This window comes from Stenotrophomonas sp. MMGLT7, assembly GCF_021168555.1.
GTDB lineage: Bacteria > Pseudomonadota > Gammaproteobacteria > Xanthomonadales > Xanthomonadaceae > MMGLT7.
This window is the reverse complement of sequence record NZ_JAJOZS010000007.1, coordinates 54,358-78,925: the sequence shown is the minus strand read 5'-3', so window position 1 is coordinate 78,925 and position 24,568 is coordinate 54,358. Positions and strand designations below refer to the sequence as shown.

The 24,568-nt window shown below is 68.8% G+C and carries 25 protein-coding genes and 1 pseudogene; 19 read left to right on the top strand and 7 right to left on the bottom strand.

Translation table 11 applies throughout. From position 1 onward, the window contains the following. Window positions 1–3: 3 nt before the first annotated feature. From catC to pcaD, 6 genes are all read left to right on the top strand, one after another. The gene (gene catC / locus LRX76_RS10775) at window positions 4–294 is read left to right on the top strand and encodes a muconolactone Delta-isomerase (RefSeq protein ID WP_231804961.1); all 291 of its coding nucleotides are present in this window, start codon (window positions 4–6) and stop codon (window positions 292–294) included. 74 nt (window positions 295–368) lie between these two features. Further along, window positions 369–1,298: a catechol 1,2-dioxygenase gene (catA, locus tag LRX76_RS10770; RefSeq protein ID WP_231804958.1), complete on the top strand. Its 930-nt coding sequence runs from the start codon at window positions 369–371 to the stop codon at window positions 1,296–1,298. 151 nt (window positions 1,299–1,449) lie between these two features. Next, complete coding sequence (locus tag LRX76_RS10765) at window positions 1,450–2,127, top strand: 3-oxoacid CoA-transferase subunit A (protein WP_231804956.1); 678 nt, start codon at window positions 1,450–1,452, stop codon at window positions 2,125–2,127. Beyond that, window positions 2,124–2,789 (top strand): 3-oxoacid CoA-transferase subunit B, encoded by a 666-nt coding sequence (locus LRX76_RS10760; protein ID WP_269450829.1) that lies wholly within the window; start codon window positions 2,124–2,126, stop codon window positions 2,787–2,789. Before LRX76_RS10765 ends, LRX76_RS10760 begins: the two co-directional genes overlap by 4 nt. A 1-nt stretch (window position 2,790) precedes the next feature. Continuing rightward, a complete protein-coding gene (gene pcaF / locus LRX76_RS10755) occupies window positions 2,791–3,999 on the top strand; it encodes a 3-oxoadipyl-CoA thiolase (protein WP_231804954.1) in 1,209 nt (402 codons plus the stop codon). Window positions 4,000–4,113: 114 nt separating this feature from the next. Beyond that, on the top strand, window positions 4,114–4,896 hold the full coding sequence (gene pcaD, locus LRX76_RS10750; RefSeq protein WP_231804952.1) for a 3-oxoadipate enol-lactonase: 783 nt from the start codon (window positions 4,114–4,116) through the stop codon (window positions 4,894–4,896). A gap of 121 nt (window positions 4,897–5,017) precedes the next feature. Here the strand turns inward: pcaD and miaB are convergent, their stop codons facing one another. Next, a complete protein-coding gene (miaB, locus tag LRX76_RS10745; protein WP_231804949.1) occupies window positions 5,018–6,490 on the bottom strand; it encodes a tRNA (N6-isopentenyl adenosine(37)-C2)-methylthiotransferase MiaB in 1,473 nt (490 codons plus the stop codon). 120 nt (window positions 6,491–6,610) lie between these two features. On the opposite strand from miaB, the gene LRX76_RS10740 reads away from it, so the two are divergent. From LRX76_RS10740 to LRX76_RS10715, 6 genes are all read left to right on the top strand, one after another. After that, window positions 6,611–7,519, top strand: a complete 909-nt coding sequence (locus LRX76_RS10740) for a lytic transglycosylase domain-containing protein (RefSeq protein ID WP_231804947.1) — start codon at window positions 6,611–6,613, stop codon at window positions 7,517–7,519. A 318-nt stretch (window positions 7,520–7,837) separates the two neighbouring features. Beyond that, window positions 7,838–8,476 (top strand): ubiquinol-cytochrome c reductase iron-sulfur subunit, encoded by a 639-nt coding sequence (petA, locus tag LRX76_RS10735; protein ID WP_231804945.1) that lies wholly within the window; start codon window positions 7,838–7,840, stop codon window positions 8,474–8,476. Between the two features lie 3 nt (window positions 8,477–8,479). Continuing rightward, the gene (locus LRX76_RS10730; protein WP_231804942.1) at window positions 8,480–9,742 is read left to right on the top strand and encodes a cytochrome bc complex cytochrome b subunit; all 1,263 of its coding nucleotides are present in this window, start codon (window positions 8,480–8,482) and stop codon (window positions 9,740–9,742) included. Continuing rightward, window positions 9,735–10,481, top strand: coding sequence for a cytochrome c1 (locus tag LRX76_RS10725; RefSeq protein WP_231804940.1), 747 nt, complete (start codon window positions 9,735–9,737; stop codon window positions 10,479–10,481). The genes LRX76_RS10730 and LRX76_RS10725 overlap by 8 nt, the downstream gene beginning before the upstream one ends. A gap of 147 nt (window positions 10,482–10,628) precedes the next feature. Next, complete coding sequence (locus LRX76_RS10720) at window positions 10,629–11,264, top strand: glutathione S-transferase N-terminal domain-containing protein (RefSeq protein ID WP_231804938.1); 636 nt, start codon at window positions 10,629–10,631, stop codon at window positions 11,262–11,264. Between the two features lie 126 nt (window positions 11,265–11,390). Continuing rightward, the gene (locus tag LRX76_RS10715) at window positions 11,391–11,831 is read left to right on the top strand and encodes a ClpXP protease specificity-enhancing factor (RefSeq protein ID WP_231804936.1); all 441 of its coding nucleotides are present in this window, start codon (window positions 11,391–11,393) and stop codon (window positions 11,829–11,831) included. A 109-nt stretch (window positions 11,832–11,940) separates the two neighbouring features. On the opposite strand, the gene LRX76_RS10710 is transcribed toward LRX76_RS10715, so the two are convergent. The 4 genes and pseudogenes from LRX76_RS10710 to LRX76_RS10695 form a co-directional block, all read right to left on the bottom strand. After that, window positions 11,941–12,282, bottom strand: a complete 342-nt coding sequence (locus LRX76_RS10710; RefSeq protein ID WP_231804934.1) for a DUF3301 domain-containing protein — start codon at window positions 12,280–12,282, stop codon at window positions 11,941–11,943. A gap of 416 nt (window positions 12,283–12,698) precedes the next feature. Then, window positions 12,699–13,586 (bottom strand): annotated as a pseudogene (locus LRX76_RS10705) (DUF2272 domain-containing protein); the annotation flags it as partial. A 248-nt stretch (window positions 13,587–13,834) separates the two neighbouring features. After that, complete coding sequence (gene nadC, locus LRX76_RS10700) at window positions 13,835–14,713, bottom strand: carboxylating nicotinate-nucleotide diphosphorylase (RefSeq protein ID WP_231804932.1); 879 nt, start codon at window positions 14,711–14,713, stop codon at window positions 13,835–13,837. Further along, window positions 14,710–14,979 carry a Trm112 family protein gene (locus tag LRX76_RS10695; RefSeq protein WP_231804930.1) on the bottom strand — a complete coding sequence of 90 codons (270 nt, stop codon included), beginning with the start codon at window positions 14,977–14,979 and terminating at the stop codon, window positions 14,710–14,712. Before LRX76_RS10695 ends, nadC begins: the two co-directional genes overlap by 4 nt. Before the next feature lie 58 nt (window positions 14,980–15,037). On the opposite strand from LRX76_RS10695, the gene purE reads away from it, so the two are divergent. Both purE and LRX76_RS10685 read left to right on the top strand, forming a co-directional pair. Then, window positions 15,038–15,541 (top strand): 5-(carboxyamino)imidazole ribonucleotide mutase, encoded by a 504-nt coding sequence (gene purE / locus LRX76_RS10690; protein ID WP_231804928.1) that lies wholly within the window; start codon window positions 15,038–15,040, stop codon window positions 15,539–15,541. Further along, window positions 15,538–16,695, top strand: a complete 1,158-nt coding sequence (locus LRX76_RS10685) for a 5-(carboxyamino)imidazole ribonucleotide synthase (RefSeq protein WP_231804926.1) — start codon at window positions 15,538–15,540, stop codon at window positions 16,693–16,695. Before purE ends, LRX76_RS10685 begins: the two co-directional genes overlap by 4 nt. A 452-nt stretch (window positions 16,696–17,147) precedes the next feature. Here LRX76_RS10685 and LRX76_RS10680 read toward each other — a convergent pair whose 3' ends face one another. Then, window positions 17,148–17,357 carry a hypothetical protein gene (locus LRX76_RS10680; protein ID WP_231804924.1) on the bottom strand — a complete coding sequence of 70 codons (210 nt, stop codon included), beginning with the start codon at window positions 17,355–17,357 and terminating at the stop codon, window positions 17,148–17,150. Window positions 17,358–17,669: 312 nt separating this feature from the next. Between LRX76_RS10680 and LRX76_RS10675 the strand changes: the two genes are divergently transcribed. After that, a complete protein-coding gene (locus tag LRX76_RS10675) occupies window positions 17,670–18,152 on the top strand; it encodes a hypothetical protein (protein WP_231804922.1) in 483 nt (160 codons plus the stop codon). 577 nt (window positions 18,153–18,729) lie between these two features. Here the strand turns inward: LRX76_RS10675 and LRX76_RS10670 are convergent. Beyond that, on the bottom strand, window positions 18,730–19,311 hold the full coding sequence (locus tag LRX76_RS10670; RefSeq protein WP_231804920.1) for a Fe-Mn family superoxide dismutase: 582 nt from the start codon (window positions 19,309–19,311) through the stop codon (window positions 18,730–18,732). A gap of 122 nt (window positions 19,312–19,433) precedes the next feature. Here LRX76_RS10670 and grxD point away from each other — a divergent pair, with 122 nt between their 5' ends. From grxD to LRX76_RS10650, 4 genes are all read left to right on the top strand, one after another. Beyond that, complete coding sequence (gene grxD / locus LRX76_RS10665; protein ID WP_231804918.1) at window positions 19,434–19,754, top strand: Grx4 family monothiol glutaredoxin; 321 nt, start codon at window positions 19,434–19,436, stop codon at window positions 19,752–19,754. Beyond that, complete coding sequence (locus LRX76_RS10660) at window positions 19,751–20,494, top strand: SDR family NAD(P)-dependent oxidoreductase (protein WP_231804916.1); 744 nt, start codon at window positions 19,751–19,753, stop codon at window positions 20,492–20,494. The genes grxD and LRX76_RS10660 overlap by 4 nt, the downstream gene beginning before the upstream one ends. Next, on the top strand, window positions 20,491–21,090 hold the full coding sequence (locus LRX76_RS10655; RefSeq protein WP_231804914.1) for a YhgN family NAAT transporter: 600 nt from the start codon (window positions 20,491–20,493) through the stop codon (window positions 21,088–21,090). Before LRX76_RS10660 ends, LRX76_RS10655 begins: the two co-directional genes overlap by 4 nt. A 359-nt stretch (window positions 21,091–21,449) precedes the next feature. Continuing rightward, window positions 21,450–24,539: a TonB-dependent receptor gene (locus LRX76_RS10650; protein WP_231804912.1), complete on the top strand. Its 3,090-nt coding sequence runs from the start codon at window positions 21,450–21,452 to the stop codon at window positions 24,537–24,539. Window positions 24,540–24,568 lie beyond the last annotated feature (29 nt).

The following is a 24,568-nucleotide window of genomic DNA, read 5'->3' as shown; positions in this document are numbered from 1 at the left end:
ACCATGCTGTTCCATGTGCGTATGGACGTGAACCTGCCGGTGGACATGCCCGCCGGGCAGGCGGCGACGTTGAAGGCCACGGAGAAGGCGCGTTTCCAGGAGCTGCAGCGCAGCGGCAAGTGGCGCCACATCTGGCGCGTGGTCGGACACTACTCGAACGTGTCCGTGTTCGACGTGGACAGCCCGGCCGAGCTGCACGAGCTGCTGCTGTCGCTGCCGCTGTTCCTCTACATGGACATCGCGGTGATGCCGCTGTGCCGGCATCCGTCCTCGCTGTACGAGGACGACCGCTGAACCGAACCGTTTCCTACCGGCCGGCGGCCACGCCGGCGGCAGCCGACACCCTGCAACCCGAGAGGAGGGAAACCATGAGCGTGAAGATTTTCGAAGGCCGGGAGGTCCAGCAGTTCCTGGACACGGTCAGCAACCTGGGCGGCGAGGGCGGCAATCCCCGCGCCAAGCAGGCGGTGCACCGCATCCTGTCGGACCTGTTCAGGACCATCGAGGACCTGGACCTGTCCCCGGACGAGATCTGGGCCGGCATCAACTACCTGAACTTCCTCGGCTCGCGCAACGAGGCGGCGCTGCTGGCCGCCGGCCTGGGCCTGGAGCACTACATCGACATGCGCCTGGACGAGGAGGACCGCATCGCCGGCGTCACCGGCGGCACGCCGCGCACCATCGAAGGCCCGCTCTACGTGGCCGGCGCGCCGGTGCACGAGGGCAGTGCGCGCATGGACAAGGACCCGGATCCCGATGCCGGGCCGCTGTTCATCCACGGCACCGTCACCGGCCCGGACGGCCGGCCGCTGGCCGGTGCCCTGGTCGAGGCCTGGCACTGCAATTCCAAGGGGTTCTACTCCCACTTCGACCCCACCGGCGAGCAGAGCCCGTTCAACCTGCGCAGCGCGGTACGCACCGGCGCGGACGGGGGCTACAGCTTCCGCACGCTGATGCCGGTCGGCTACGGCTGCCCGCCCGACGGTCCCACCCAGGCGCTGCTGGACCAGCTCGATCGGCACGGCCAGCGACCGGCGCACGTGCACTTCTTCATCACCGCGCCGGGCTGCCGCAAGCTGACCACCCAGTTCAACATCGAGGGCGATCCGCTGATCTGGGACGACTTCGCCTACGCCACCCGCGATGGCCTGATCCCGCCGGTGGTGGACAGGCACGATGGCAAGGCGCGCGGCCTGGACAGCGACGACTACAAGGACATCCGGTTCGACATCCACCTGACCGCGCTGGTGGACGGCAAGGACAACCAGGTGGTCAATCGCCTGCGTGCCACGGTCTGAGGCCGCCACCCGCCGCCGCGCATCGCCGCCGCGCCGCGCGCGCCGGCACGCGTGGCGGAGCCCGCCCCGGCCTTCCCCGGGCGCACGGCGGCCGCCGCTTCGGCCATTCATCCCGCCGGCCATGGGCCGGCACGGAGAGGACACGAACAACGTGATCGACAAGACCTTGCCCTCCTGCACCGAGGCCGTGGCCGGCATCTTCGACGGCGCCACGGTGATGATCGGCGGCTTCGGCACCGCCGGCATGCCCGACCAACTGATCGATGCGCTGATCGCGCACGGCGCGCGCGGGCTGACCATCGTCAGCAACAACGCCGGCAACGGCGAGGCCGGGCTGGCGGCGCTGATCAAGCACAAGCGCGTGCGCCGGATCGTCTGCTCGTTCCCGCGCCAGGCCGATTCGCAGCACTTCGACGCCGCCTACCGCGACGGCGAGATCGAGCTGGAACTGGTGCCGCAGGGCAACCTGGCCGCGCGCATCCACGCCGCCGGCAACGGCCTGGGCGCGATCTTCACCCCGACCGGCTACGGCACCGAGCTCGCCGCCGGCAAGGAGACGCGCCAGATCGACGGCCGGCACTACGTGCTGGAGTACCCGATCCGCGCCGACTTCGCGCTGATCAAGGCGCACCGCGGCGACCGCTGGGGCAACCTGGTGTACCGCAAGAGCGCGCGCAACTTCGGCCCGATCATGGCGATGGCCGCCGACTGCACGATCGCCCAGGTGGGCGAGGTGGTGCCGCTGGGCGGACTGGACCCCGAGACGATCGTGACCCCGGGCATCTTCGTGCAGCGCGTGGTCGCCACGGCGAACGGGGAGGCGGCATGAACGACTTGAACCGCAACCGGCTCGACCGCAACGCGATGGCCGCGCGGGTGGCGCGCGACATCCCGGACGGCGCCTACGTCAACCTCGGCATCGGCCTGCCGACCAAGGTCGCCAACTACCTGCCGGCCGACAAGGAGATCTTCCTGCACAGCGAGAACGGCGTGCTCGGCATGGGCCCGGCGCCGGCGCCCGGGCAGGAGGACCCCGAGCTGATCAACGCCGGCAAGCAGCCGGTGACGCTGCTGACCGGCGGCTGCTATTTCCACCACGCCGACTCGTTCGCGATGATGCGCAGCGGCCGCCTGGACGTATGCGTGCTGGGCGCCTTCCAGGTGTCCGCGCACGGCGACCTGGCCAACTGGAGCACCGGCGCGGCCGATGCGATCCCCGCGGTCGGCGGGGCGATGGACCTGGCGATCGGCGCGCGCCAGGTGTTCGTGATGATGGAACTGCTGACCAAGGCCGGCGAGAGCAAGCTGGTGGCCGAATGCAGCTATCCGCTGACCGGGCTGCGCTGCGTGTCGCGCGTGTACACCGACCTGGGCGTGTTCGCGGTCGGCGTGGACGGTGCGCGGGTGATCGAGACCGTGGACGGCGTTGGCCTGGACGAGCTGCGGCGCCTGACTGGCCTGCCGCTGGAAATGGCCACCGAAGGAGCATGAGATGAGCGAGACCTGGATCATCGACGGCGTGCGCACGCCGTTCGGCCGCTACGGCGGTGCGCTGGCGGGCATCCGCGCCGACGACCTCGGCGCGGTGCCGCTGAAGGCGCTGCTGGCGCGGCACCCGGACCTGGACCCGGCGCTGGTGGAGGAGGTCTGCCTCGGCTGCGCCAACCAGGCCGGCGAGGACAACCGCAACGTCGCGCGCATGAGCCTGCTGCTGGCCGGGCTGCCGGTGACGGTGCCGGGCAGCACGGTCAACCGCCTGTGCGGCTCGGGACTGGACGCGATCGGCACGATCTCGCGCGCGATCCGCACCGGCGACATCGGCCTGGCCATCGCCGGCGGCGTCGAGTCGATGTCGCGCGCGCCCTACGTGATGGGCAAGGCGTCCACGCCGTTCGCCCGCGACCAGCTCATCGAGGACACCACCATGGGCTGGCGCTTCGTCAACCCGGAGATGAAGCGGCTGTACGGCGTGGAGCTGATGGGCGAGACCGCCGAGAACGTGGCCGGGCGCCACGGCATCGCGCGCGAGCACCAGGACGCGTTCGCGCTGCGCAGCCAGCAGCGCGCCGGCGCGGCGCAGGCCGCCGGCTTCTTCGGCGGCGAGATCGTGCCGGTCGCCGTGCCCGGCCGCCGCCGCGGCGAGACCGTCGAGGTGACCCGCGACGAGCATCCGCGCCCGGACACCACGGCTGAGGCGCTGGCGCGGTTGAAGCCGATCTTCCGCCAGCCCGGCACCGTCACCGCAGGCAATGCCTCCGGCATCAACGATGGCGCCGCGGCGCTGCTGCTGGCCTCGGCCGAGCAGGCCGGCAGGCTCGGCCTGGCGCCGCGCGCGCGCGTGCTCGGCTTCGCCAGCGCCGGCGTGGAGCCCGGCTACATGGGCATCGGCCCGGTGCCGGCCACGCGCAAGCTGCTGGCGCGGCTGGGGCTGGGGATCGGCGACTTCGACGCCATCGAGCTCAACGAGGCCTTCGCCGCGCAGGGCCTGGCGTGCCTGCGCGAACTCGGCCTGCCCGACGATGCCGCGCACGTCAACGCCAACGGCGGCGCGATCGCGCTCGGCCACCCGCTCGGCGCCAGCGGGGTGCGCATCGCCCTGACCCTGCTGCGCCAGCTCGAGGCGACCGGCGGCCGCCGCGGCCTGGCGACGATGTGCATCGGCGTCGGCCAGGGCGTGGCGCTGGCGATCGAGCGGATCTGACGCCGGCGGCGGGCGTCGCCGCGAACCCGCGCGTCCTTGCCGCCGCGACGACGGACGCTCCGCGCATCATCCGCTTGCCCGCATTCCTTTCCGCCATCCCGACCAGGAGCCGCCGTGCCGTTCCTCCAGCTTCCTTCCCACCGCCTGCACTACCGCATCGACGGCAGCGAAGGCGCGCCATGGCTGACCTTCTCCAACTCGCTGGGCACCGACCTGAACATGTGGGGCCTGCAGGTGCAGGCACTGTCGTCCCGGTTCCGGATACTGCGCTACGACGTGCGCGGCCATGGCCGCTCCGGGGCGCCGGCCGGGCCGTACCGGATCGAGCAGCTCGGCGGCGACGTGCTGGCGCTGTGGGACGCGCTGGGCGTGCAGCGCTCGCATGTCTGCGGCCTGTCCATCGGCGGGCTGACCGGCCAGTGGCTGGCACTGGAGGCCTCCGCGCGGGTGGAGCGGCTGGCGCTGTGCGCGACGGCGGCGAAGATCGGCACCGCGGAAAGCTGGGAAGCGCGCATCGCCCAGGTGCGGGAAACCGGCCTGGCTGCGCTGACCGACGGCACCCGCCTGCGCTGGTTCACCCCGGCCTTCCAACAGGCCCACGCCGCCACGGTCGAGGCGGTCCTCGCCGTGTTCCTGGCCACCGATCCACAGGGCTACGCAAGCTGCTGCCACGCCGTGGGCGCGGCCGACTTCCGCGACCGCCTGGGCGCGATCGCCAACCCGGTGCTGGCACTGGCCGGCGACGACGATCCGGTGTGCCCGCCGGCCGACCTGCAGGCGCTGGCGGACGGCGTAGGCGGTGGCCGCTATGCCCAGGTGGGCGGGCGCCACATCTGCAACATCGAGTCCCCGGGCGAGTTCAACCGCATCCTGCTGGACTTCCTGGCCGGATCTTGAGCCCGATGCCGCTCAACGTCCTTTGGGTTGCAGGCTGCAGACGTGCCCCCTGGCAAGGCTCCCTGTCCAGGACGTTGCAAGGCATGACCCTGCGTCCGTGAGGTGTCCCACGGTCGATGTTTCAGGCGGCGATACCGTCGTCGGCGATCGCCACCCGCCCGCGCAGCGAGTTGCTCAGCGCCTCGGTGATCTCCACGTCGACGAACTGGCCGACCAGCCGCGGGCTGCCCGGGAAGTTCACCGAGCGCATGTTCTCGGTCTTGCCGGTCAGCTCGTTCGGGTTCTTGCGCGAGGGGCCTTCGACCAGCACCGACTGCACGCTGCCGACCATCGCCTGCGAGATCGACGCCGCATGCGCGTTGATGTGCGCCTGCAGCCGTTCCAGCCGCGCATGCTTGACTGCCTCGGGGGTGTCGTCCTCCAGGTCCGCGGCCGGGGTGCCGGGGCGGCGCGAATAGATGAAGGAGAAGCTCTGGTCGAAGCCGACGTCCTCGATCAGCTTCATCGTCTTGTCGAAGTCGGCGTCGCTCTCGCCGGGAAAGCCGACGATGAAGTCCGAGCTGATCGAGATGTCCGGGCGCACCGCGCGCAGCCTGCGGATCTTCTGCTTGAACTCCAGCGCGGTGTAGCCGCGCTTCATCGCGCTGAGGATGCGGTCGCTGCCGGCCTGCACCGGCAGGTGCAGGTAGTTGGCCAGCTGCGGCACGTCGCGGTAGGCGTCCACCAGCGAATCGCTGAACTCCAGCGGGTGCGAGGTGGTGAAGCGGATGCGGCCGATGCCGTCGATCTGGGCGATGGTGCGGATCAGCAGGCCCAGGTCCGCCTCCTCGCCGTCGCCGTACGGGCCGCGGTAGGCGTTGACGTTCTGTCCTAGCAGGTTGATCTCGCGCACGCCCTGCGCGGCCAGCTGCGCCACCTCCACCAGCACGTCCTCGAACGGCCGGCTGACCTCGGTGCCGCGGGTGTAGGGCACCACGCAGAAGCTGCAGTACTTGGAGCAGCCCTCCATGATCGAGACGAACGCGCTCGGACCTTCGGCGCGCGGCTCGGGCAGGCGGTCGAACTTCTCGATCTCCGGGAAGCTGATGTCCACCTGCGGCCGGTTCTGCTCGCGGCGGGCACGGATCAGCTCGGGCAGGCGGTGCAGCGTCTGCGGCCCGAACACCAGGTCCACGTAGGGCGCGCGCTTGACGATCGCCTCGCCCTCCTGCGAGGCCACGCAGCCGCCGACGCCGATGATCACCGGCCTGCGGCCGGCCTTGAGTCCGCTCTCCTTGAGCAGGCGCCAGCGGCCGAGCTGGCTGAACACCTTCTCCTGCGCCTTCTCGCGGATCGAGCAGGTGTTGATCAGGATGACGTCGGCGTCCTCCGGCGTGTCGGTCAGCTCCAGGCCCTCGCTGGCGGCCAGCACGTCGGCCATCTTGGCCGAGTCGTACTCGTTCATCTGGCAACCGTGGGTCTTGATGTAGAGCTTGCCTCGCGCTGGCGAGCCATCGCTGGGCACGCCGCGCGCGGGCGTGGTGCCGGCGGCGGCGGAAGAGGGCAGGGCGGTGCCGCCTGCCGAAGGCAGGGGGTGGAGTACGGTCCCGGGCATGGCGCTTATTCCAGACGGGTGGCTAGGGAGCCGCATAGTCTAGCGCCTCGCCGGGCGCTTGCATGGAGCGACGGCGCGGACGGCTTGGCAAGCGTTGCCGAAGCTGGGACACTCCGCGCGATGAGGGGAATGCTGCTGCCATTGGGGATACTGGCCGCCGCGTGGGCCGCTTCGCCGGCCAGCGCCGGCACGCTGTACAAATGCATCGGCGACGACGGCATACCCAGCTACGTCAGCAAGCGCACCGCCGGCGCCAGCTGCAGCGTGGTCAGCAGCTACGTCCCCGCCAGCGCCGCGCCAGGGCGGGCGCAGCCGCGGCCCTCCCGTTCGGGCGACGCGGTGCCGTCACCGGCTCCTGCCGCTGCCGCCACCGCGGTCGCGGCCGGCAGCGCGCCGCGGTCGGTGGCGCCGGTCCCGGCCCCCGTCGCCGCGGCGCCGGTGCGGCGCGTGGTGAAGGGAGAGGTCTATTCCTACATGAAGGACGGGGTGCGCCACTACACCAGCGCCCGGCCGCGGCAGGTGGCCAGCATCGAGAACCTGCGCACGATCTCCTACAGCTTCATCGAGACCTGCTACGCCTGCGGCGTCAATCCCGGCGTGGACTTCGGCTCCGTGCGCCTGAACACCTCCGCCTACCGGGACGAGATCGCGGCGGCGGCGCGCGAGTTCGGCGTGGACGAGGCGGTCGTGCGGGCGATCATCCATGCCGAATCGGCCTACAACCCGGTGGCGCTCAGCCGTGCCGGCGCGCAGGGGCTGATGCAGCTGATGCCGGCCACCGCGCGCCGCTTCGGCGTCACCGATTCCTATGATGCGGTGCAGAACATCCGCGGCGGCGTGCAGTACCTGGCGTGGCTGCTCAGGCGCTTCGACGGCAACCTGATGCTGGCCGCGGCCGGCTACAACGCCGGCGAAGGCGCCGTGGACCGCCATGGCGGCGTGCCGCCGTACAGCGAGACGCAGCGCTACGTGCAGCGCGTCGGCGTGCTGGCCGACCGCTACCGAAGCGCGGTGGCGGTGGCACGATGAGCGCCGCCCGGGAGATCGTGACGGTATCGGCATTGCTGCGCCGCGCTGGAAATTTCCGCCGCGATCTGCTTTAGATACACTGCTGGAGATCCACCGCGGCTCGCCCCACCGGACCGCTGGCAGCCACTGGTGCCGTGTGACCGGTGAATGCCGTGTTTCCGCGAAGTCATCGTCGCGTAGCGCAAGGCGCAAGCCGCCGCCCCGACTGGCCGTCCGGGCAAGGGTTGCACCGCAGCGATACGCGGCGGGGACGAGCGGAAACCGTCATTCGCCGGCGATACGACACCCGCTACCCAAACACCAAGATCGGAGCGCCGGATGGCCAACGATGGGGTCAACGAACCCGCAGATGCGGGACGTCGCCGGTTTCTCGGCGCCACCACCGCCGTGGTGGGCGCGGTGGGGGCGGGTTTCGCCGCCGTCCCCTTCATCAAGTCCTGGAATCCCAGCGCCCGCGCCAAGCTCGCCGGCGCCCCGGTCGTGGCCGACATCGGCGCGCTGCAGGAGGGCCAGCGGCTGATCGTGGAATGGCGCGGCCAGCCGATCTGGATCGTCAAGCGCTCCAAGGCCATCCTCGACGCCCTGCCGACGCTGGACCCGCGCCTGCGCGATCCGGAGTCGGAGAACAAGGACCAGCAGCCGGACTACGTGCTCGCGAGCGAGCCGGAGTACCGTTCCATCCGCCCGGAGATCTCGGTGCTGGTGGGGTTGTGCACCCACCTGGGATGTTCGCCGGAGATGGTCGCCGAGATCCGTCCCGAACCCTACGACCCGCAGTGGAAGGGCGGCTACTTCTGCCCCTGCCACAAGTCGCGCTTCGACATGGCCGGGCGGGTGTTCCAGGGCGTGCCGGCACCGACCAACCTGCTGGTGCCGCCGCACCACTACCGGGACGAGAACACGCTGGTGATCGGCGTGGACCCGGCGGCCGGTGCCGCCGCGAAGGGAGGAGCCTGAGCCATGGCGAGCAATCTGCTGAGCCGCACCGCCACCGGACTGGTGGACTGGGTCAACGCCCGCGCGCCGGGCCTGATGCCGGTGGTGCGCAAGCACGTCACCGAGTACTACGCGCCGAAGAACTTCAACTTCTGGTACTACTTCGGCTCGCTGTCGCTAGTGGTGCTGGTCAACCAGATCCTGACCGGCATCTTCCTGGCGATGTACTTCAAGCCCAGCGCCGCCGAGGCGTTCGCCTCGGTCGAGTACATCATGCGCGACGTGGAGTGGGGCTGGCTGATCCGCTACATGCACTCCACCGGCGCATCGCTGTTCTTCATCGTGGTCTACCTGCACATGTTCCGCGCGCTGCTGTACGGCAGCTACCAGAAGCCGCGCGAGCTGGTGTGGATCATCGGCATGCTGATCTACCTGGTGCTGATGGCCGAGGCGTTCATGGGCTACGTGCTGCCGTGGGGGCAGATGTCGTTCTGGGGCGCCAAGGTGATCATCTCGCTGTTCGGCGCCATCCCGGTGATCGGCCAGGGCCTGACCGAGTGGATCATGGGCGACTACCTGCCCGGCGACGCCACCCTCAACCGCTTCTTCGCCCTGCACGTGATCGCCTTGCCGCTGGTGCTGCTGCTGCTGGTGGTGCTGCACCTGGGCGCGCTGCACGAGGTCGGCTCCAACAACCCGGACGGCGTGGAGATCAAGAAGGGCCCGAAGGGCAACCGCTGGAGCGCCGACGCGCCGGCCGACGGCATCCCGTTCCACCCGTACTACACGTTCAAGGACCTGGTCGGCGTCGGCTTCCTGCTGATCATCGCCGCCTTCATCATCTTCTTCGCGCCGGGCTTCGGCGGCCTGTTCCTGGAGCACGACAACTTCACCGAGGCCAACCGCCTGGTCACCCCCGAGCACATCAAGCCGGTGTGGTACTACACCCCGTACTACGCGATGCTGCGGGTGGTGCCGGACAAGCTGCTGGGCGTGATCGTGATGTTCTCGGCGATCGCGATCCTGTTCCTGGTGCCATGGCTGGACCGGGCCAGGGTGCGCTCGATCCGCTACCGCGGCTGGCTGTCCAGGGCCATGCTGGGCATGCTGGCGGTGTGCTTCGTCTGGCTGGGCGTCATCGGCTCCGGCCCGGGCACCGAGATCTACGAGACCTACGTCGGCCGCGTGCTGACCTTCCTGTACTTCGCCTTCTTCATCACCATGCCGCTGTGGACACGCTGGGACAGGACCAAGCCGGTGCCGGAACGGGTGGTTTCCCATGACTGACGCCTGGATCTCACGCCTGGCCGGCCTGCTGGCGGGCCTGCTGGTTTCGGCCGCCGCCCTGGCCGCCGATGGCACCGCGCTGCTGCAGGCCGGCAACGACCTGGGCGACCGCGCCTCGCTGCAGCGCGGCGCGCAGCTGTACATGAACTACTGCTCGGGCTGCCACTCGCTCAAGTACCTGCGCTATTCGCGGATGGCCGAGGACCTGGGGCTGACCGAGCAGCAGGTGATGGAGAACCTGAACTTCACCAGCGCCGACTTCGGCGAGCACATCGCCTCGGCGATGCCGGCCGAGCCCTCGGCCAAGTGGTTCGGCAAGGCGCCGCCGGACCTCACCCTGGTCTCGCGCGTGCGCGGCAGCGACTGGGTCTACACCTACCTCAAGTCCTTCTACCTCGATCCGAGCCGTCCGCTGGGCTGGAACAACACCCTGTTCGCCAACGCTTCCATGCCCAATCCGCTGTGGCAGCTGCAGGGCATGCAGCTGCCCGAACTGGGCGAGCCCGACGCGGCCAGCGGCGAGCGGCCGGTCAAGGCGCTCAAGCTGGCGCAGCCGGGCCTGCAGAACCCGGCAGAGTTCGACCAGTCCGTGCGCGACATCACCAACTTCCTCGAGTATGCCGGCGAGCCGGCGGCCCTGAAGCGGCGGCAGCTGGGCGTCTGGGTGATCCTGTTCCTGGCGTTTTTCACCTTCCTCGCCTATCTGCTCAAGCGCGAGTACTGGAAGGACGTGCATTAGCACATGCGCCAATGCCGGCACCGCAACCGTCTTTGCGGTATTGGCTTTTTCCGCATGGGATTGCACACTCGGGGACCGTGGTGACCGTCCGGCAAGGGGCTGGCGGCACCGGACAGCCGGCGGATACCGGCTGCTGGAGAGCCTTGAATGGCGGCGAGTGTGCGCATGCGGAATACCCTGACGTTGTTTTCCTCCACCGATGATGTGCTCTGCCACCGCGTGCGGCTGGTGTTGGCGGCCAAGGGTGTCACCTACGATTTCGTCGCGGTCGATCCCCAGAGTCCGCCCGAAGACCTGATAGACCTCAATCCCTACCATTCCGTGCCGACGCTGGTCGAGCGCGAACTGGTGCTGTATGCCGCCTCGGTGGTCAGCGAATACCTCGACGAGCGCTATCCGCATCCGCCGCTGATGCCGGTCGATCCGCTCTCGCGCGCGCGCCTGCGCCTGGCGATGCTGCGCATCGAGCACGACTGGGTGCCGCAGGTGCAGGCCATCCAGCTGGGCAACAAGACCCAGGCCGAAGCCGGCCGCAAGCGGCTGCGGGAACTGCTTACCGCCTCGGTGCCGCTGTTCAAGGCCAGCAAGTTCTTCCTCAACCCGGAAATGAGCCTGGCCGACTGCGCGATGGCGCCGATCATCTGGCGCCTGGAAGCGCTGGGCGTCGCGCTGCCCAAGGACGGCAAGGCGATCGAGGACTACGGCAACCGCATCTTCCGCAACCCCGGCTTCATCCGCAGCCTCACCGAGCAGGAGAAGAAGCTGCGCGCGCTGCCGGCCTGATGCTTGGTCGCGACGGGCGGCGGACCGTTCGCCGCCTGTCCGCACGATGAAGTCGGGCACGGGCGGGATCGTGCCGATTGCGTGGTCCGCGATCCACTGCAAGCGGGCCGCGGTTAGACTTGTCTCATGAGCGAAGCTACTCCCCGAATGACCAGCCACCGGCCCTACCTGCTGCGTGCGCTGGTGGAATGGATCAACGACAACGGCATGACCCCGCACATCCTGGTCGATGCGGGCCTGTCCGGCGTGCGCGTACCGCCGAGCGCGATCAAGGACGGCAAGGTGGTACTGAACATCGCCGAACGCGCGGTGGTACACCTGCAGGTCGACAACGACGGCGTCAGTTTCACCGCCCGCTTCGGCGGCGTGAGCTACCCGGTGCAGGTGCCGATCTCGGCGGTGCTGGCGGTGTATGCGCGCGAGACCGGGCAGGGCATGGCGCTGCCGGACGATATCCCCGGCACCGCCGGCGGGCCTTCCGACGAAGACACGCCGCCGGATTCGCCGGGTCCGGACAGCCCGGCCCCGACGCCGGGCAAGCGGCCGTTCCTGCGCGTGGTCAAGTAGCGGGTGGCGGTCGTCACGCGCTACGGTAGGGCCGAGCTTGCTCGGCCGCTCTTCCCAAGTGACCAAGGGGTCCCCGGTTCCCGGTAAGGCCCGCCGAGCAAGCTCGGCGCTACAGGTCTTCCCCGCGCGGCCGCAACGCCGTCACCGAGGCCTCGGCGGGACCGATGAACGACACCAGCTGCTCGCCGCGCAGTACTAGGCGGCCGCTGTAGCGATCGGACCCGTCGCGCGAGTACTCGAAACGGAAGCTGCGCTCGAAGCCCAGCCAGCCGCTGGCCAGGCGGCACAGGCGCAGGCCGGTGGCGTGCACGCTCTGGTCGAGCCATTGCACGTCGGCGGCGCGGCAGGCATTGCGGCCGAGGGCTTCGGCGCGTTCGGCGGCGGCGCGGGAGGAGTTCCAGAACGCGAACGCCGCCGCGCCGGCGATCATCAGCAGGATCAGGCTGGGCATGGGCGTACTGTAGTGGCGCGACCGGCCTTGGGGAACAGCTGTGCTCGTCGCGGACAGCGGGCGGCCGGGCAGGCCGGGTAAGGGCGGCTGGCCCAGCTCACGCGTGGGCCTGTGGCTGGCCATGCCACGGGTGGCGTTCGGCCCTGTCCGGGCTGCTGCCATATCCGGCAGCCAGCCGTTCCGGCCCGATGCCTGCCGCGGGAAAGGAAGGAGGACGGGCCTTCGCGGGCAGGCACCGCCTCGCGCCCGTGGCCGGATCCACTCCGCGAAGGCCATGTCCCATGGGTCGGCCCCACGCGGTAGATGCCGGCGGGAGGCGGGTCCCATGGAGGAACGAGGCGGTTGAAGAGGCTGGCTGGCAGGGCACGCCGCCGTGTTCATTGCCCGGGTTGCGGCGAAGCCGGCACCGCGGGCACCTGCAGCTTCAGCAACGCCGCCCAGTCCTGGCGGTTGAAGTCGCACAGCTCCTCGTGGGCCGGCGTGCATTCCGCGCCGGGGGCGGTGATCTCCGCTTCGCCCTGCGCCGCCTGCGCGGATGCGGCGGGAAGCACGATGCGGCCGGCCCGGTCCAGCTCGAGCTTGCGCATGGTCACCGCGTTGAGCACGTTGCCGCCGATCAGGTAGAGGGTGCGGTCGCCGCCGACGTTCGCGGCGATGACGATGTCGCAGTGCGATTGCGTCGGCATCGGACCACGCCCGCCCAGCGCCTCGATCAACCCGCCGTAGCCCAGTTTCTGGCTGCGTCCGCGGATGAAGCACAGCAGGTCGCCGGGGGCCGGCTTCTCGCTGGCCGGGTCGCTCATCCGGTAGGGCCCGGTCGCGGCGTCGTGCCAGGCGCTGCGGATGTAGTCCATGTGCCGCTGGGAGCGATGGAAACCGGCCAGTCCGGCCCGCGTCATCACCCACGAGACGAAGGTCGCCGACCACGGGGTATCGACCAGGAACGCGCGGCAATCGCTGTCGGTGTAGCGCGACCCGGCCGGTTGCGCGCAACTGCTGGCGCCGGGCAGGTCGGCCACGGCGTCCAGGGTGCCGCTCTCGCGCCAGTAGCTGGCGGTACGCTGCCAGGCGACGATGCCATGGTCGGCCAGGTAGCCGCTCTCGGCCTCGGTGACGCGCAGGCTGGCCAGCCGCCCGTCGCGGTCTATGAAGGGGCGCAGCCATTGCCGATGCTCCTCACAGGCCACGCGGGTGATGGCGATGGCGATCGGGGCCAGACCGTAGCGCGGCGGCAGGTCGCACACTTCCGCCGCGTGTGCCTGCCAGGCCAGGGCCGGGGCCAGCAGCAGGCCGCACCTGGCCATCCATCGATTCAGCATCGCCTTGTTCCTTCGGGGGAGGGATGCGGCCAGCGTGGCAAAGTCGATGAGCAGGCATCGTGAAGCGGGGCACGGAGGATCGACGGACATCCCTTCGCCGCCGCGCAGAATCAATTGACCGCAGGAGCGACGTAGGAACGACTTCAGTCGCGATGGGGCTTTGCCGGCAAAGCCCCATCGCGACTGAAGTCGCTCCTACAGGTTGCTGCCGAAGGATGCCTTGCGCGGGTTATTCACACCCCGCGTGCCATTCCATTCGGCGCAGGGCCGAGCTTCAGCGACAGGTCGATGGCGCGCACGTGCTTGGTGAGCGCGCCGACGGAAATGCAGTCCACGCCGTCCTCGGCAATGGCGCGCACGCCGTCCAGGTCGACGCTGCCGGAGACCTCCAGCGGAATGCGCCCGGCGGTGATGCGCACCGCCTCGCGCCGCAGCGCGGGCTCGAAGTCGTCGATCAGGATGCGTTCGCAGCCCACGTCCAGCGCCTCGCGCAGCTGGGCCAGGTCCTCGACCTCGACGATCAGCGGCAGCGCCGGGTACTGCACGCGCGCGGCACGGGCCGCTGCGGTGAGCGAGCCGGCGGCGCGAATGTGGTTCTCCTTGAGCATCACCGCATCGAACAGGCCGATGCGGTGGTTGTGGCCGCCGCCGCAGCGCACCGCGTACTTCTGCGCCAGCCGCAGGCCGGGCAGGGTCTTGCGGGTGTCGAGGATGCGGGTGCCGGTGCCGGCCACCGCCGCCACGAACGCCGCGGTGGCGGTGGCCGTGCCCGACAGGGTCTGCAGGAAGTTCAGCGAGGTGCGCTCGGCGCCGACCAGCGAGCGGTTGCGGCCGTGCAGGGTGGCCAGCACGGTGCCGGCGCGGACCCGGGCACCCTCGTCGACGTGCCACTCGATCGCGACCTGGGGATCGAGCGCGCGGTGGGTGGCGTCGAACCAGGGCCGGCCGGCGATCACCGCGTCCTGCTTGCACAGCAGGTACGCCTCGTCGGGACGGTCGGGCAGCAGCGCGGCGGTGACATCGCCGCTGCCGATGTCTTCGGCCAGCGCCCTGGACACATCGGCCTGCACGACCGCCTCGGGCGGCGCGGAGACGCCGACGGCCGCGGTCATTTGCCGGCGAAGTCCGGGATCTGCGCGGTATCGATGGCTTCCTCGGCCAGCAGCACCGGAATGCCGTCCTCGACCCGGAAGACCTGCTTGCGGTCGCGGGTGACCAGCGCCTCGCGCAGCGCCGCGGCCTGCGCGCTGCCGTCGCCGCGCTTGATGCTGCCGGCGGCGATGGCGCGGTTCAGCGCCTCCAGCCCCTGCGCGTCCAGCAGCGACAAGGGTTGGCGGGTATCGGGCGAGCACAGCAGGTCGAGCAGTTTGCGGTCCATCCGGTCTTCGTCTTGCGTGGAGGATGGCTAGAATACGTCTTTAATACCGGGGACGGCCATGACCTCCAACCAACCCGCGCCGCTCGTCGGCATCGTGATGGGCTCCCGCTCGGACTGGGAGACCCTGCAGCATGCCGCGCTCAAGCTCGATGCACTCGGCGTGCCCTACGAAGTGAAAGTGGTATCGGCACACCGTACGCCGGACGTGCTGTTCTCCTATGCCGAGGCCGCCGCCGGGCGCGGCCTGCGCGCGATCGTGGCCGGCGCCGGCGGCGCTGCGCACCTGCCGGGCATGCTGGCGGCCAAGACCGCGGTGCCGGTGCTGGGCGTGCCGGTGCAGTCGCGGGCGTTGAACGGGCTGGATTCGCTGCTGTCGATCGTGCAGATGCCGGCCGGGGTGCCGGTGGCGACCTTCGCCATCGGCAATGCCGGCGCCGCCAATGCCGCGCTGTTCGCCGCGGCGATGCTGGCGGCCGAGAACCCGCGGGTCGGCGAGGCGCTGGCCCAGTTCAGGCAGCGGCAGACCGACGACGTGATGGCCGCGGACGATCCGCGTTCATGATCACCGTCGGCATCCTCGGGGGCGGGCAGCTGGCCCGCATGCTGGCCCTGGCCGGAGCGCCGCTGGGGCTGCGGTTCCTGGTGCTGGACCCGTCGCACGACGCCTGCGCCGGGCAGGTGGCGCCGCTGCTGGTGGGCGATTACCGCGACGAGGCGATCCTGGCCGAGTTCGCCGCACGGGTGGACGTGGCCACGTTCGATTTCGAGAACGTGCCGGCCGAGAGCGCGCAGTGGCTGGCCGCGCGCGTGCCGGTGCACCCGGACCCCGCCGCCCTGGCGGTGGCGCAGGACCGCCTGTCGGAAAAGACGCTGCTGCGCGAACTCGGCATTCCCGTGCCCGATTTCGCCGCCTTCGACGACCGTGCCGGGCTCGACGCGGCGCTGGCCCGGGTCGGCACCCCATGCATCGTCAAGACGCGCCGCTTCGGCTACGACGGCAAGGGCCAGTTCCGCATCAAGTCGCCGGCCGATGCCGATGCCGCCTGGGAAGCCCTGGGCGCGCAGGCGTCCAGGACCGGCCTGATCGCCGAGGCATTCGTCCCGTTCGACTACGAACTGAGCGTGGTGGCGGTGCGCGCGCGCGACGGCGAGTTCCGCGCCTGGCCGCTGACCCGCAACTGGCACGTGGACGGCGTGCTGTCGGCGAGCCTGGCGCCGGCCGGCGAGCCGGAGGCGGTGCAGCAGGCCGCGATCGCCCATGCCCGCCGCCTGGCCGAGCACCTGGACTACGTCGGGGTCTTCGCCCTGGAGCTGTTTTGCCGCGAAGGCCGGCTGCTGGCCAACGAGATGGCGCCACGGGTGCACAACTCGGGCCACTGGACCATCGAGGGCGCGGAGACCTCGCAGTTCGAGAACCACCTGCGCGCCGTGGCCGGCCTGCCGCTGGGGTCCACCCGCATGCTCGGCCACGCCTGCATGCTCAACTGGCTGGGGCACATGCCCGAGGCGGACGCGATTTTGCGCGAACCCGCCGGCCACTGGCACGACTACGGCAAGCAGCCGCGCGAAGGCCGCAAGGTCGGCCACGCGACCCTGCGCGACGATACCGCCGCAGCGCTGGCGACGGCGCTGGAACGGGCAGGGGGGGCGCTGGGGCGCGAGGAACAGGTGCGGCCGGTGGTGGAACTGCTGCGCAGCCCCGGGGCGTCATCGTAGGTCGGGTACCACGCGGCCTACGCGCCCGGTGCCTGGATTTCCGGGCATGGCCCCGACGCGTTGGCCGGACCGCGTGGCCCGGCCAAGGAAGGTCTGAGTAACGCTGTCGGATGTAGCAGGCTACATCGGTCAGGCCGGCAGCGTTCACACCTTCGATTTTTCGCCGTTTCCGACGTATTCCCTGAGGATTGCCCGGATTACAGGCGCACCTCGACCGCAGGTCCTTCCACGGCACCACCAGATCCATCTCGTCCAGACAGATCCATCTCGTCCAGAAACACCTCCCGACGCGTTCGCTTACGCTTGCCGTTGCACTCTGCGTCGCCGAAGGAAAGCTGCATCGTCGTCATTCCGTGGGGGGCGATTGTGGCAGAGTCAGATGGAGTTCTTAGACCTTTCGCAAGTTGAGAGCATTGGTGCGGATGGGGCGTCGCGGCCGCGGCGATGCTCGATCAGGGAATGACGCAGCCGCATTGTCGGTAGCAGCGCGCGCAAGTCGCGTCGGTGTAGCAGCGATCGCCGCCGCCGGCCAGGCAGTTGGCGATGGCGTAGTCCTTGCAGGTTTCGAAGCAACGGCTGGTGCAGGCGGCGAACGCGACCGACGCGAAGCTCATTCCGAACGCGAACGCGCACAGCGCCAGCCAACGGGTGGTATGGGTCATGATCTCTCTCGGAGGTCCAGGACCGGGCCAGCGCACGCCAGCACCGCGCTCGCGGCCGTAACGAGTCATCGCCTGTATGTTTCACGCCGACGTACGTTCGACTGTCAGCTTTTCCAGTCGTTCGCACGCCGCTCGGCTTGCGCCTCCATCGCCGCTGGCCGATCATGGCCGCGGCGGTCGCGCGGGCCTTTGCGATGCTGTCCGCACGCGCTGCAATGTGCGGCGCCGCTGCGCGCCCGCCTCAATCCGCGCCGCGCGAACTATGCGCGAACGCTCCGACGCGACACCCCGCCACTTCCGAGGACGACAGTCATGTTGAAAGGATCGAAACCGCTCGCCGCAGCTGCGCTGTGCCTGCTCGGCCTGTCCGCCTTCGCCCAAGACGCCGCCGCCGCGCAATGGGTCGAGAGCGGCCGCACCGCGTACCTCAAAAACAGCTTCTTCGGCAGCTTCATCCAACACACCTGCAACGCCGGTGCTGCGCCGATCCCGGGTTATCCGGGCAGCTGCCCCAACGATGCGGCCAGCGGCTGGACGGCCAACTACAGCGCCTCCAGCGGACAGGCCAACGAGCAGCTCATGGCCTGCAACCACAATCCGCACCAGCTCGGCTCGGCCTGCTACGGCCTGGCGTATGCGATCAACGGGCAAGCCTACGCCGGCGGGCTGCCGGCCGCGTGCAGCGTCGGCGCGCGCGCGGTGGTCACTTCGACCAGCGTGGAAACCGTCGAGATCCAGTACGAAGAGCTCGACGTGGACACCATCGAGTTGGCGCGCGAGTACGTCTGCCAGTAAACCGGTCGCAGGACGCGGCCGCCGAGCGCGGCGGCGTCCTGCGTGTTACCGGAGGCGACCGCGATTGTCGCGGTCGCGATGCGAACGGTGCGCGACGCTAGGCCTGCGCCCGCTCGGGCGCGGCCTGTGCGGTCCGTCGCACCACCGCACCAGACTCAGCCCGGCGCGCCCCCGCGGGTGGATTGGCCTGTTCCAGCGCTTGTTCAGCCGTTGGCCTCGTTCCTGGCCCCTGCGACCATTGTCACCGCCTCTCGGTGATTGTGCGCCGCGGCCATCGAGCAAGGCGTTGGTATCGCCCGCGTCGGATCCGGACGTGGGTTGCAGCGCGCTATGGTTGGGCAGGTCGTGCAGCGACGGCGGTTTGCTCAAGCCGCCACGCGGCTGCGCCGCCGAAGAGCGTATCGAGCCGGATGGTCAGCGTGCCGCGCGCGCCGTAGCCGTCGCGGGTATCGATGTCGACCTTCCCTAGGCGAAACGCCCCCGGGCTGGCCGAGTACCCGGGTGCACTTACCTTGGCTACGGATTTCCCTGCCGCCATCCGGCGCCCCCGCATCCGGCGCGAACAGGGCCTGGACGCTCAGTCCCGCAGGTTGGACGTCGCGAAGTCCCAGTTCACCTGCTTCCAGAAGCCCTGCAGGTACTGGCCGCGGTCGTCCTGGTGGTCAAGGTAGTAGGCGTGCTCCCAGACATCGCAGACCAGCAGCGGGGTGTCGCCACCGGTCAGCGGGGTGGTGGCGCCGCGGGTGGCCACCACCGCCAGCGCGCCGCCCGGGCGCTGCACCAGCCAGATCCAGCCCGGACCGAACAGGCCCAGCGCGGCACGGGTGAACTCGTCCTTGAAATGGGCGAAGTCGCCGAAGCCGCGGGCGATCGCCTCGCCCAGCGCGCCGCCCGGTTCGCCGCCGCCGCGGGAGCGCATGCTGCGCCAGTAGAAATCGTGGTTCCAGGCCAGGGCCGCCAGTTCGAACAGCGTGCCCTGTGCCTTGCGCACGATCTCCTCCAGCGGCAGTTCGGCCAGTTCGGTGCCCTGGACGCGGTTGTTGAGGGCGTCGACATAGGCGCGCTGGTGCACGCCGTGGTGCAGATCGACGGTCTGGCCTGAGATGGCCGGTTCGAGCGCAGTGCGCGAGTAGGGCAGGTCCGGGAGTTCGATGGGCATCGTGGAGTCGGCTGGGCCGGCGGGCAGCGGCAGGCGCTGCGCAGGCCTTACAATATTGGCAGATGCGGAAGTCTATCCGACCAGGACGGTCCCGCCTTCCGCTGCCCTTGCAGGAGAACCCCATGCCGGTGATGGAACATATCCAGGCCGAAGTCGAACGCCACCCCCTCGTACTGTTCATGAAAGGAACCCCGCAGTACCCGATGTGCGGCTATTCCAGCCGGGCGGTGCAGGCGTTGCTGGCGGCGGGGGCCACCCAACTGCACACGGTGAACGTGCTGGAGGAGCCGGAAGTGCGCGCCAACCTCCCGCGCTATTCCAACTGGCCGACCTTCCCGCAGCTGTTCATCCACGGCGAGCTGATCGGCGGCTGCGACATCACCCTCGAACTGTTCGAGTCTGGCGAACTCAAGCGCATCGTCGCCGAGGCCAGCGCGCAGTGACCCCGGCGCAGGACCAGCACCTGCCGGCGTCCGCGTTGGCGGGGCGCGTCGTGCTGGTTGCGGGGGCGACTGGCGGCCTGGGCAGCGCCGCCTCGCTGGCCTGCGCCGAGGCGGGCGCCACCACGGTGCTGCTCGGCCGGCGCAAGGCGCGGCTGGAGCGCCTGTACGACCGCGTCGCCGCCACCGGCCATGCGCCGCTGCTGTATCCGCTGGACATGGAGGGCGCGACCGCGGACGACTACGCGGAGCTTGCCGGGCACCTGCAGTCCGAATTGGGCCGCCTCGACGGCCTGCTGCACTGCGCGGCGGACTTCCCCGGGCTTTCCCCCCTGGAACTGGCCGATCCGGCGGCCTTCGCGCGTGCGCTGCACGTCAACCTGACCGCCCGGGCCTGGCTGACCCAGGCCTGCCTGCCGCTGTTGCGCCGCGCGGAGGATTCCGCGGCGGTGTTCGTGCTGGACGATCCGGCGCGCACCGACGGCGCCTACTGGGGCGGCTACGGCGCAGCCCAGGCGGGCCTGCGGGCCCTGGTGTCCGGCCTGCATGCCGAACTGGCCGGCAGTCCGGTTCGGGTCAGCGCGCTGCAGCCCGGGCCGATGCGCACCGCCCTGCGCGCCCGTGCCTACACCCACGAGGAGCGCGAGCCCGCCGACCCGGCGGACTATGCCGCCGCCTGTGTCACCTTGCTGTCGCCCGCCGGCCGGTCGCGCCGTGGCGGGATATGGAGTTTCCCCGCATGACCATCCTTTCCGCCTCCCTGCTGCTGTTCCTGATCCTGGACCCGCTGGGCAACATCCCGATCTTCCTGAGCGTGCTCAAGCCGCTGACGCCGAAACGGCAGCGGATCGTGCTGGCGCGCGAGCTGTTGATCGCGCTGGCGGTCCTGATGGGCTTCCTCTGGTGCGGCAAGGTGTTCCTGAGCATGATGCACCTACGCGAGGAGTCGGTCTCCATCGCCGGCGGCATCGTGCTGTTCCTGATCGGCATCCGCATGATCTTCCCGCGCCCGGAAGGGGTGATGGGCGAGATCCCGGACGGCGAACCCTTCATCGTGCCGCTGGCGGTGCCGCTGGTGGCCGGTCCCTCGGGCATGGCGGCGGTCATGCTGATGGGCAGCAACGAGCCGGACCGGCTGCTCGACTGGAGCCTGGCGCTGATGATCGCCTGGGGCGCGACGGCGGCCATCCTGGCCTGTGCCCCGCTGCTCTACAAGCTGCTCGGGATCCGCGCGCTCTCGGCGCTGGAACGGCTGATGGGCATGCTGCTGGTGGCCATCTCGGTGCAGATGTTCCTGGACGGCATCGGTGCGTATCTGCAGTTGCCCGCCGCGGGCTGATTCATGGCGGCAGAGGTCGCCGGATGGCATGTGACGCAATGCACGCAATCAATGGTGCCGGTTGTTTGTGCGTCGCGAAATAAATGTCATGACACCGTCACAACTTCGCCTTAGCGTGTTAACCTGTCGTTAACCGTTGCGGCTGTAACCGGCCGCCGGCAAAGGACCTCTAAGCTCGCCGCAGCTCGGCTTCCTGTGCCTGGGCTGCGTGTGTTTTCCGCCATCGCCAACTGCACCGAGGCTATCAAATGAACCACCCACGCCGTATCCGGATGTCCAAGCTGACGCTTGGGCTTGTGGCTGCGCTTGCCACCGCTCCCGTCTTCGCCCAGAGCACCTCCGCCGGTGTCGGTGGCCTAGTGACCACTTCCGGCGGCCAGCCGGTCGCGGGAGCCGAGGTGACCATCACCCATGCCGAGTCGGGCACGGTCAGCCGTGCAACCACCGATGCCGCCGGCCGCTACAACGCCCGCGGTCTGCGCGTGGGTGGTCCGTACACCATCACCATCACCAAGCCGGGCGAGGGTACCAAGACCGAGGATGGCGTCTATCTGAACCTGAACCAGGTCAGCACCGTCAATGCAGCCTTGACCGGCGACGTGACGACCTTGGAAACCGTTACCGCGGTCGCGGCAGCCGGGTCCAGCGTGTTCACTTCGGACAACAAGGGCGTGGGAACCTCGATCAGTGGTCGCCAGCTGGAACTGACGCCTCAGGGGAGCCGTTCGCTGGACGACGTGGCACGTCTGGATCCGCGCATCATGGTGACCAACCAAGCCACGGGCGCGATTTCCGTCGCCGGTGTGAACAACCGCTACAACCGCATCTCCGTCGATGGCCTGTCGCAGGGCGACCCCTTCGGCCTGAATGCCAATGGCATGCCGTACACCGGCTCGCCGATCTCGGTGGACACCATCGCCGCCTACGACATCAATGTCAGCGACTATGACGTGTCGCAGGATGTGGTCGGCGCGGCCGTCAACGCCGTCACCAAGTCCGGTACCAACGAGTTCCACGGCTCGGCCTATTACGTCTACAAGGACGCTGGCAGCATGGTTGGTTCGCGCGATGGCGAGGACTACGCCGCGTTCGACAAGGACACAACCAAGGGTGTGACCATCGGTGGCCCGATCGTCAAGGACAGGCTGTTCTTCTTCGGATCCTATGAAGAGCAGAAGATCACCAACTTCGGCGGAGCGGCATCTTCCGACGGCGTCACCAACGGCGTCGTTTCGCAGGACGAGATCAACGAAGTCATCGACATCGCCAAGAACGTGTACGGCATCCAGCCTGGCACCTATGGCGCCCTCGGCGTCAACCTGGAGACCAAGCGCTACCTGGGCAAGATCGATTGGAATATCAACGACTACCATCGTGCCAGTCTGACCTATCAGGAAACCAAGGAAACCCTGCCGCAGCCGTACGACAGCAACGCCTCCTCGGCGATCCTGAGCACTCGCTGGTACACCAAGGAAAGCACCACCAAGAACACTGCGCTGCAGCTGTTCAGTGACTGGAGCGACAACTTCACCACCGAAGCCAAGTTCAGCTACCAGAAGTTCGACCAGATCGCCGGCAACGCCATTGACCTGCCGACCATCAACGTCACCACTGCGAACAACAGCAGCGGCAGCGGCAACGGCGTGCGCCTGGGCGAGGATCGCAACCGCCACGAGAACGCCATCAACACGGAGACATGGACGGGCTCGGTTTTCGGCACCTATTACGCTGGCGACCACACCATCAAGGCCGGTTTCGACTACCAGAAGAACGAGGCGCTGAACCTGTACGGCCGCGACCTGCATGGCGTGTACATATTCAACAGCATCGATGACTTCAGGAACGGCGAGTACTACTCGTATACGGTGCGCCGGCCGACCGATGGCTACACCGAGGCCGATACCGCAGCCACCATCAAGTTCAGCCAGTGGAGCCCTTACATCCAGGACACCTGGCAGGTCAACGACCAGCTCTCGTTGACCTATGGCGTGCGCGCCAACATTCCCAAGGCCGACAAGGCGCCGCCGAGGAACGATGGGTTCGAAGAAGCCTTCGGCTTCCCGAACGACTTCAAGCTGGGCAGCAGCAACAAGGTCATCCTGCCGCGTTTCTCGTTCAACTACAGCTTCGACACCCCCCGCTATTCGCAGTTGCGCGGTGGCGTCGGCCTGTTCCAGAGCGTGCCGCCGTTCGTTTGGCTGGCCAACCCTTACCAGAACAACGGTGTGACCTCGACGTCCTTCACCACGGATGACTGGGCAAACTATCCGTTCAGCGTCGATCCGTACAACCAGCCGGTCCCGGATAACCTGACCGCTACCGGCGCGGCGCAGATGGACAGCATCGATCCGGACTTCAAGCTGCCGACCGTGTGGAAAGTGAGCCTGGGCTACGATGCCGAGTTGCCGTGGTACGGCCTGGTGGGTTCGGTCGAGATCCAGCACCTCAAGAACAAGGACGGGGCGTACTACAAGGCGCTCAACATCGGCCAGGCGCAGGGGCAACTGGCCGATGGTCGCGACAGCTACTGGTGCACGCTGGGTGGTGCGGACAACAGTGCCAACAAGAACTGTGGCCTGAATCCCCGCTACCAGTACAACTCCACCGTGCTGACCAACACCGACAAGGGTTCGTCCACCGCGGTGACCTTCTCGCTGGACAAGCCGCTGGCCAATGGCTGGTACGGCAACATCAGCTATACCTATACGAAGGCCACCGAGGTGGGTTCCGATGCCAGTTCGCAGGCATGGTCCAGCTACCAGTACGTTTCCCGCCTGAACCCGAACGAGGAGATCGCCGGTACTGCCAGCCGCGAGATCCGCAACTCGATCAAGCTCTCGCTGGGCTGGGAACATGCCTTTTTCGGCGACTACAAGACCAGTGTCACCGCCTTCTACAACGGTCATGACGGACTGCCGTACACCTGGATCATCGACGGCGACCCGAATGGCGACCGGATCTTCCAGGATCCGGCCTACATCCCGCTGGTCAACGATCCGATCGTGAGCTATGTCTACGGGAGCAATGCGGCCACGGCCGAGCAGATCGCCGCGTTCAATGCGTTCATCGAGAGCAATCCCTACCTGGCCGCTCACCGCGGCAGCATCGCCGAGCGCAATGGCGACCGTTCTCCGTGGGTCAACCAACTCGACGTGAGCTTCCAGCAGGAACTGCCGGGCTTCTTCAAGGAGCACAAGTCGCTGATCCGGCTGGACATCTACAACTTCCTGAACATGCTCAACAAGGACTGGGGTGTCACCAGGAATCCAGGCGAGTTCGACACCCGTTACCTGGCGAGCCTGAGCAAGGTCAACGCGGATGGCAGCTATGTCTACGACCTGTCTTCCAATTCGCCGCAGCAGCTCTCGGAGTACGACTTCAACTCAGGCTACCCGTCCCGCGTCGTGTCGCGCTGGTCGGCGCTGCTGACCTTCAAGTACGAGTTCTGATCCATCGGTGGTATCCGCAACATCCAAAC

What these genes read in the sequence shown, in the direction of transcription:
- LRX76_RS10695 (WP_231804930.1), bottom strand. Translation starts at nt 14,979, where the DNA reads ATGGACCGCAAACTGCTCGACCTGCTGTGCTCGCCCGATACCCGCCAA.
- nadC (WP_231804932.1), bottom strand. Translation starts at nt 14,713, where the DNA reads ATGACCGCGGCCGTCGGCGTCTCCGCGCCGCCCGAGGCGGTCGTGCAG.
- LRX76_RS10760 (WP_269450829.1), top strand. Translation starts at nt 2,124, where the DNA reads ATGAACGACTTGAACCGCAACCGGCTCGACCGCAACGCGATGGCCGCG.
- purE (WP_231804928.1), top strand. Translation starts at nt 15,038, where the DNA reads ATGACCTCCAACCAACCCGCGCCGCTCGTCGGCATCGTGATGGGCTCC.
- LRX76_RS10715 (WP_231804936.1), top strand. Translation starts at nt 11,391, where the DNA reads ATGAGCGAAGCTACTCCCCGAATGACCAGCCACCGGCCCTACCTGCTG.
- petA (WP_231804945.1), top strand. Translation starts at nt 7,838, where the DNA reads ATGGCCAACGATGGGGTCAACGAACCCGCAGATGCGGGACGTCGCCGG.
- miaB (WP_231804949.1), bottom strand. Translation starts at nt 6,490, where the DNA reads ATGCCCGGGACCGTACTCCACCCCCTGCCTTCGGCAGGCGGCACCGCC.
- pcaF (WP_231804954.1), top strand. Translation starts at nt 2,791, where the DNA reads ATGAGCGAGACCTGGATCATCGACGGCGTGCGCACGCCGTTCGGCCGC.
- catC (WP_231804961.1), top strand. Translation starts at nt 4, where the DNA reads ATGCTGTTCCATGTGCGTATGGACGTGAACCTGCCGGTGGACATGCCC.
- grxD (WP_231804918.1), top strand. Translation starts at nt 19,434, where the DNA reads ATGCCGGTGATGGAACATATCCAGGCCGAAGTCGAACGCCACCCCCTC.
- LRX76_RS10685 (WP_231804926.1), top strand. Translation starts at nt 15,538, where the DNA reads ATGATCACCGTCGGCATCCTCGGGGGCGGGCAGCTGGCCCGCATGCTG.
- LRX76_RS10740 (WP_231804947.1), top strand. Translation starts at nt 6,611, where the DNA reads ATGAGGGGAATGCTGCTGCCATTGGGGATACTGGCCGCCGCGTGGGCC.
- LRX76_RS10720 (WP_231804938.1), top strand. Translation starts at nt 10,629, where the DNA reads ATGGCGGCGAGTGTGCGCATGCGGAATACCCTGACGTTGTTTTCCTCC.
- catA (WP_231804958.1), top strand. Translation starts at nt 369, where the DNA reads ATGAGCGTGAAGATTTTCGAAGGCCGGGAGGTCCAGCAGTTCCTGGAC.
- LRX76_RS10675 (WP_231804922.1), top strand. Translation starts at nt 17,670, where the DNA reads ATGTTGAAAGGATCGAAACCGCTCGCCGCAGCTGCGCTGTGCCTGCTC.
- LRX76_RS10730 (WP_231804942.1), top strand. Translation starts at nt 8,480, where the DNA reads ATGGCGAGCAATCTGCTGAGCCGCACCGCCACCGGACTGGTGGACTGG.
- LRX76_RS10680 (WP_231804924.1), bottom strand. Translation starts at nt 17,357, where the DNA reads ATGACCCATACCACCCGTTGGCTGGCGCTGTGCGCGTTCGCGTTCGGA.
- LRX76_RS10710 (WP_231804934.1), bottom strand. Translation starts at nt 12,282, where the DNA reads ATGCCCAGCCTGATCCTGCTGATGATCGCCGGCGCGGCGGCGTTCGCG.
- LRX76_RS10655 (WP_231804914.1), top strand. Translation starts at nt 20,491, where the DNA reads ATGACCATCCTTTCCGCCTCCCTGCTGCTGTTCCTGATCCTGGACCCG.
- LRX76_RS10670 (WP_231804920.1), bottom strand. Translation starts at nt 19,311, where the DNA reads ATGCCCATCGAACTCCCGGACCTGCCCTACTCGCGCACTGCGCTCGAA.
- LRX76_RS10725 (WP_231804940.1), top strand. Translation starts at nt 9,735, where the DNA reads ATGACTGACGCCTGGATCTCACGCCTGGCCGGCCTGCTGGCGGGCCTG.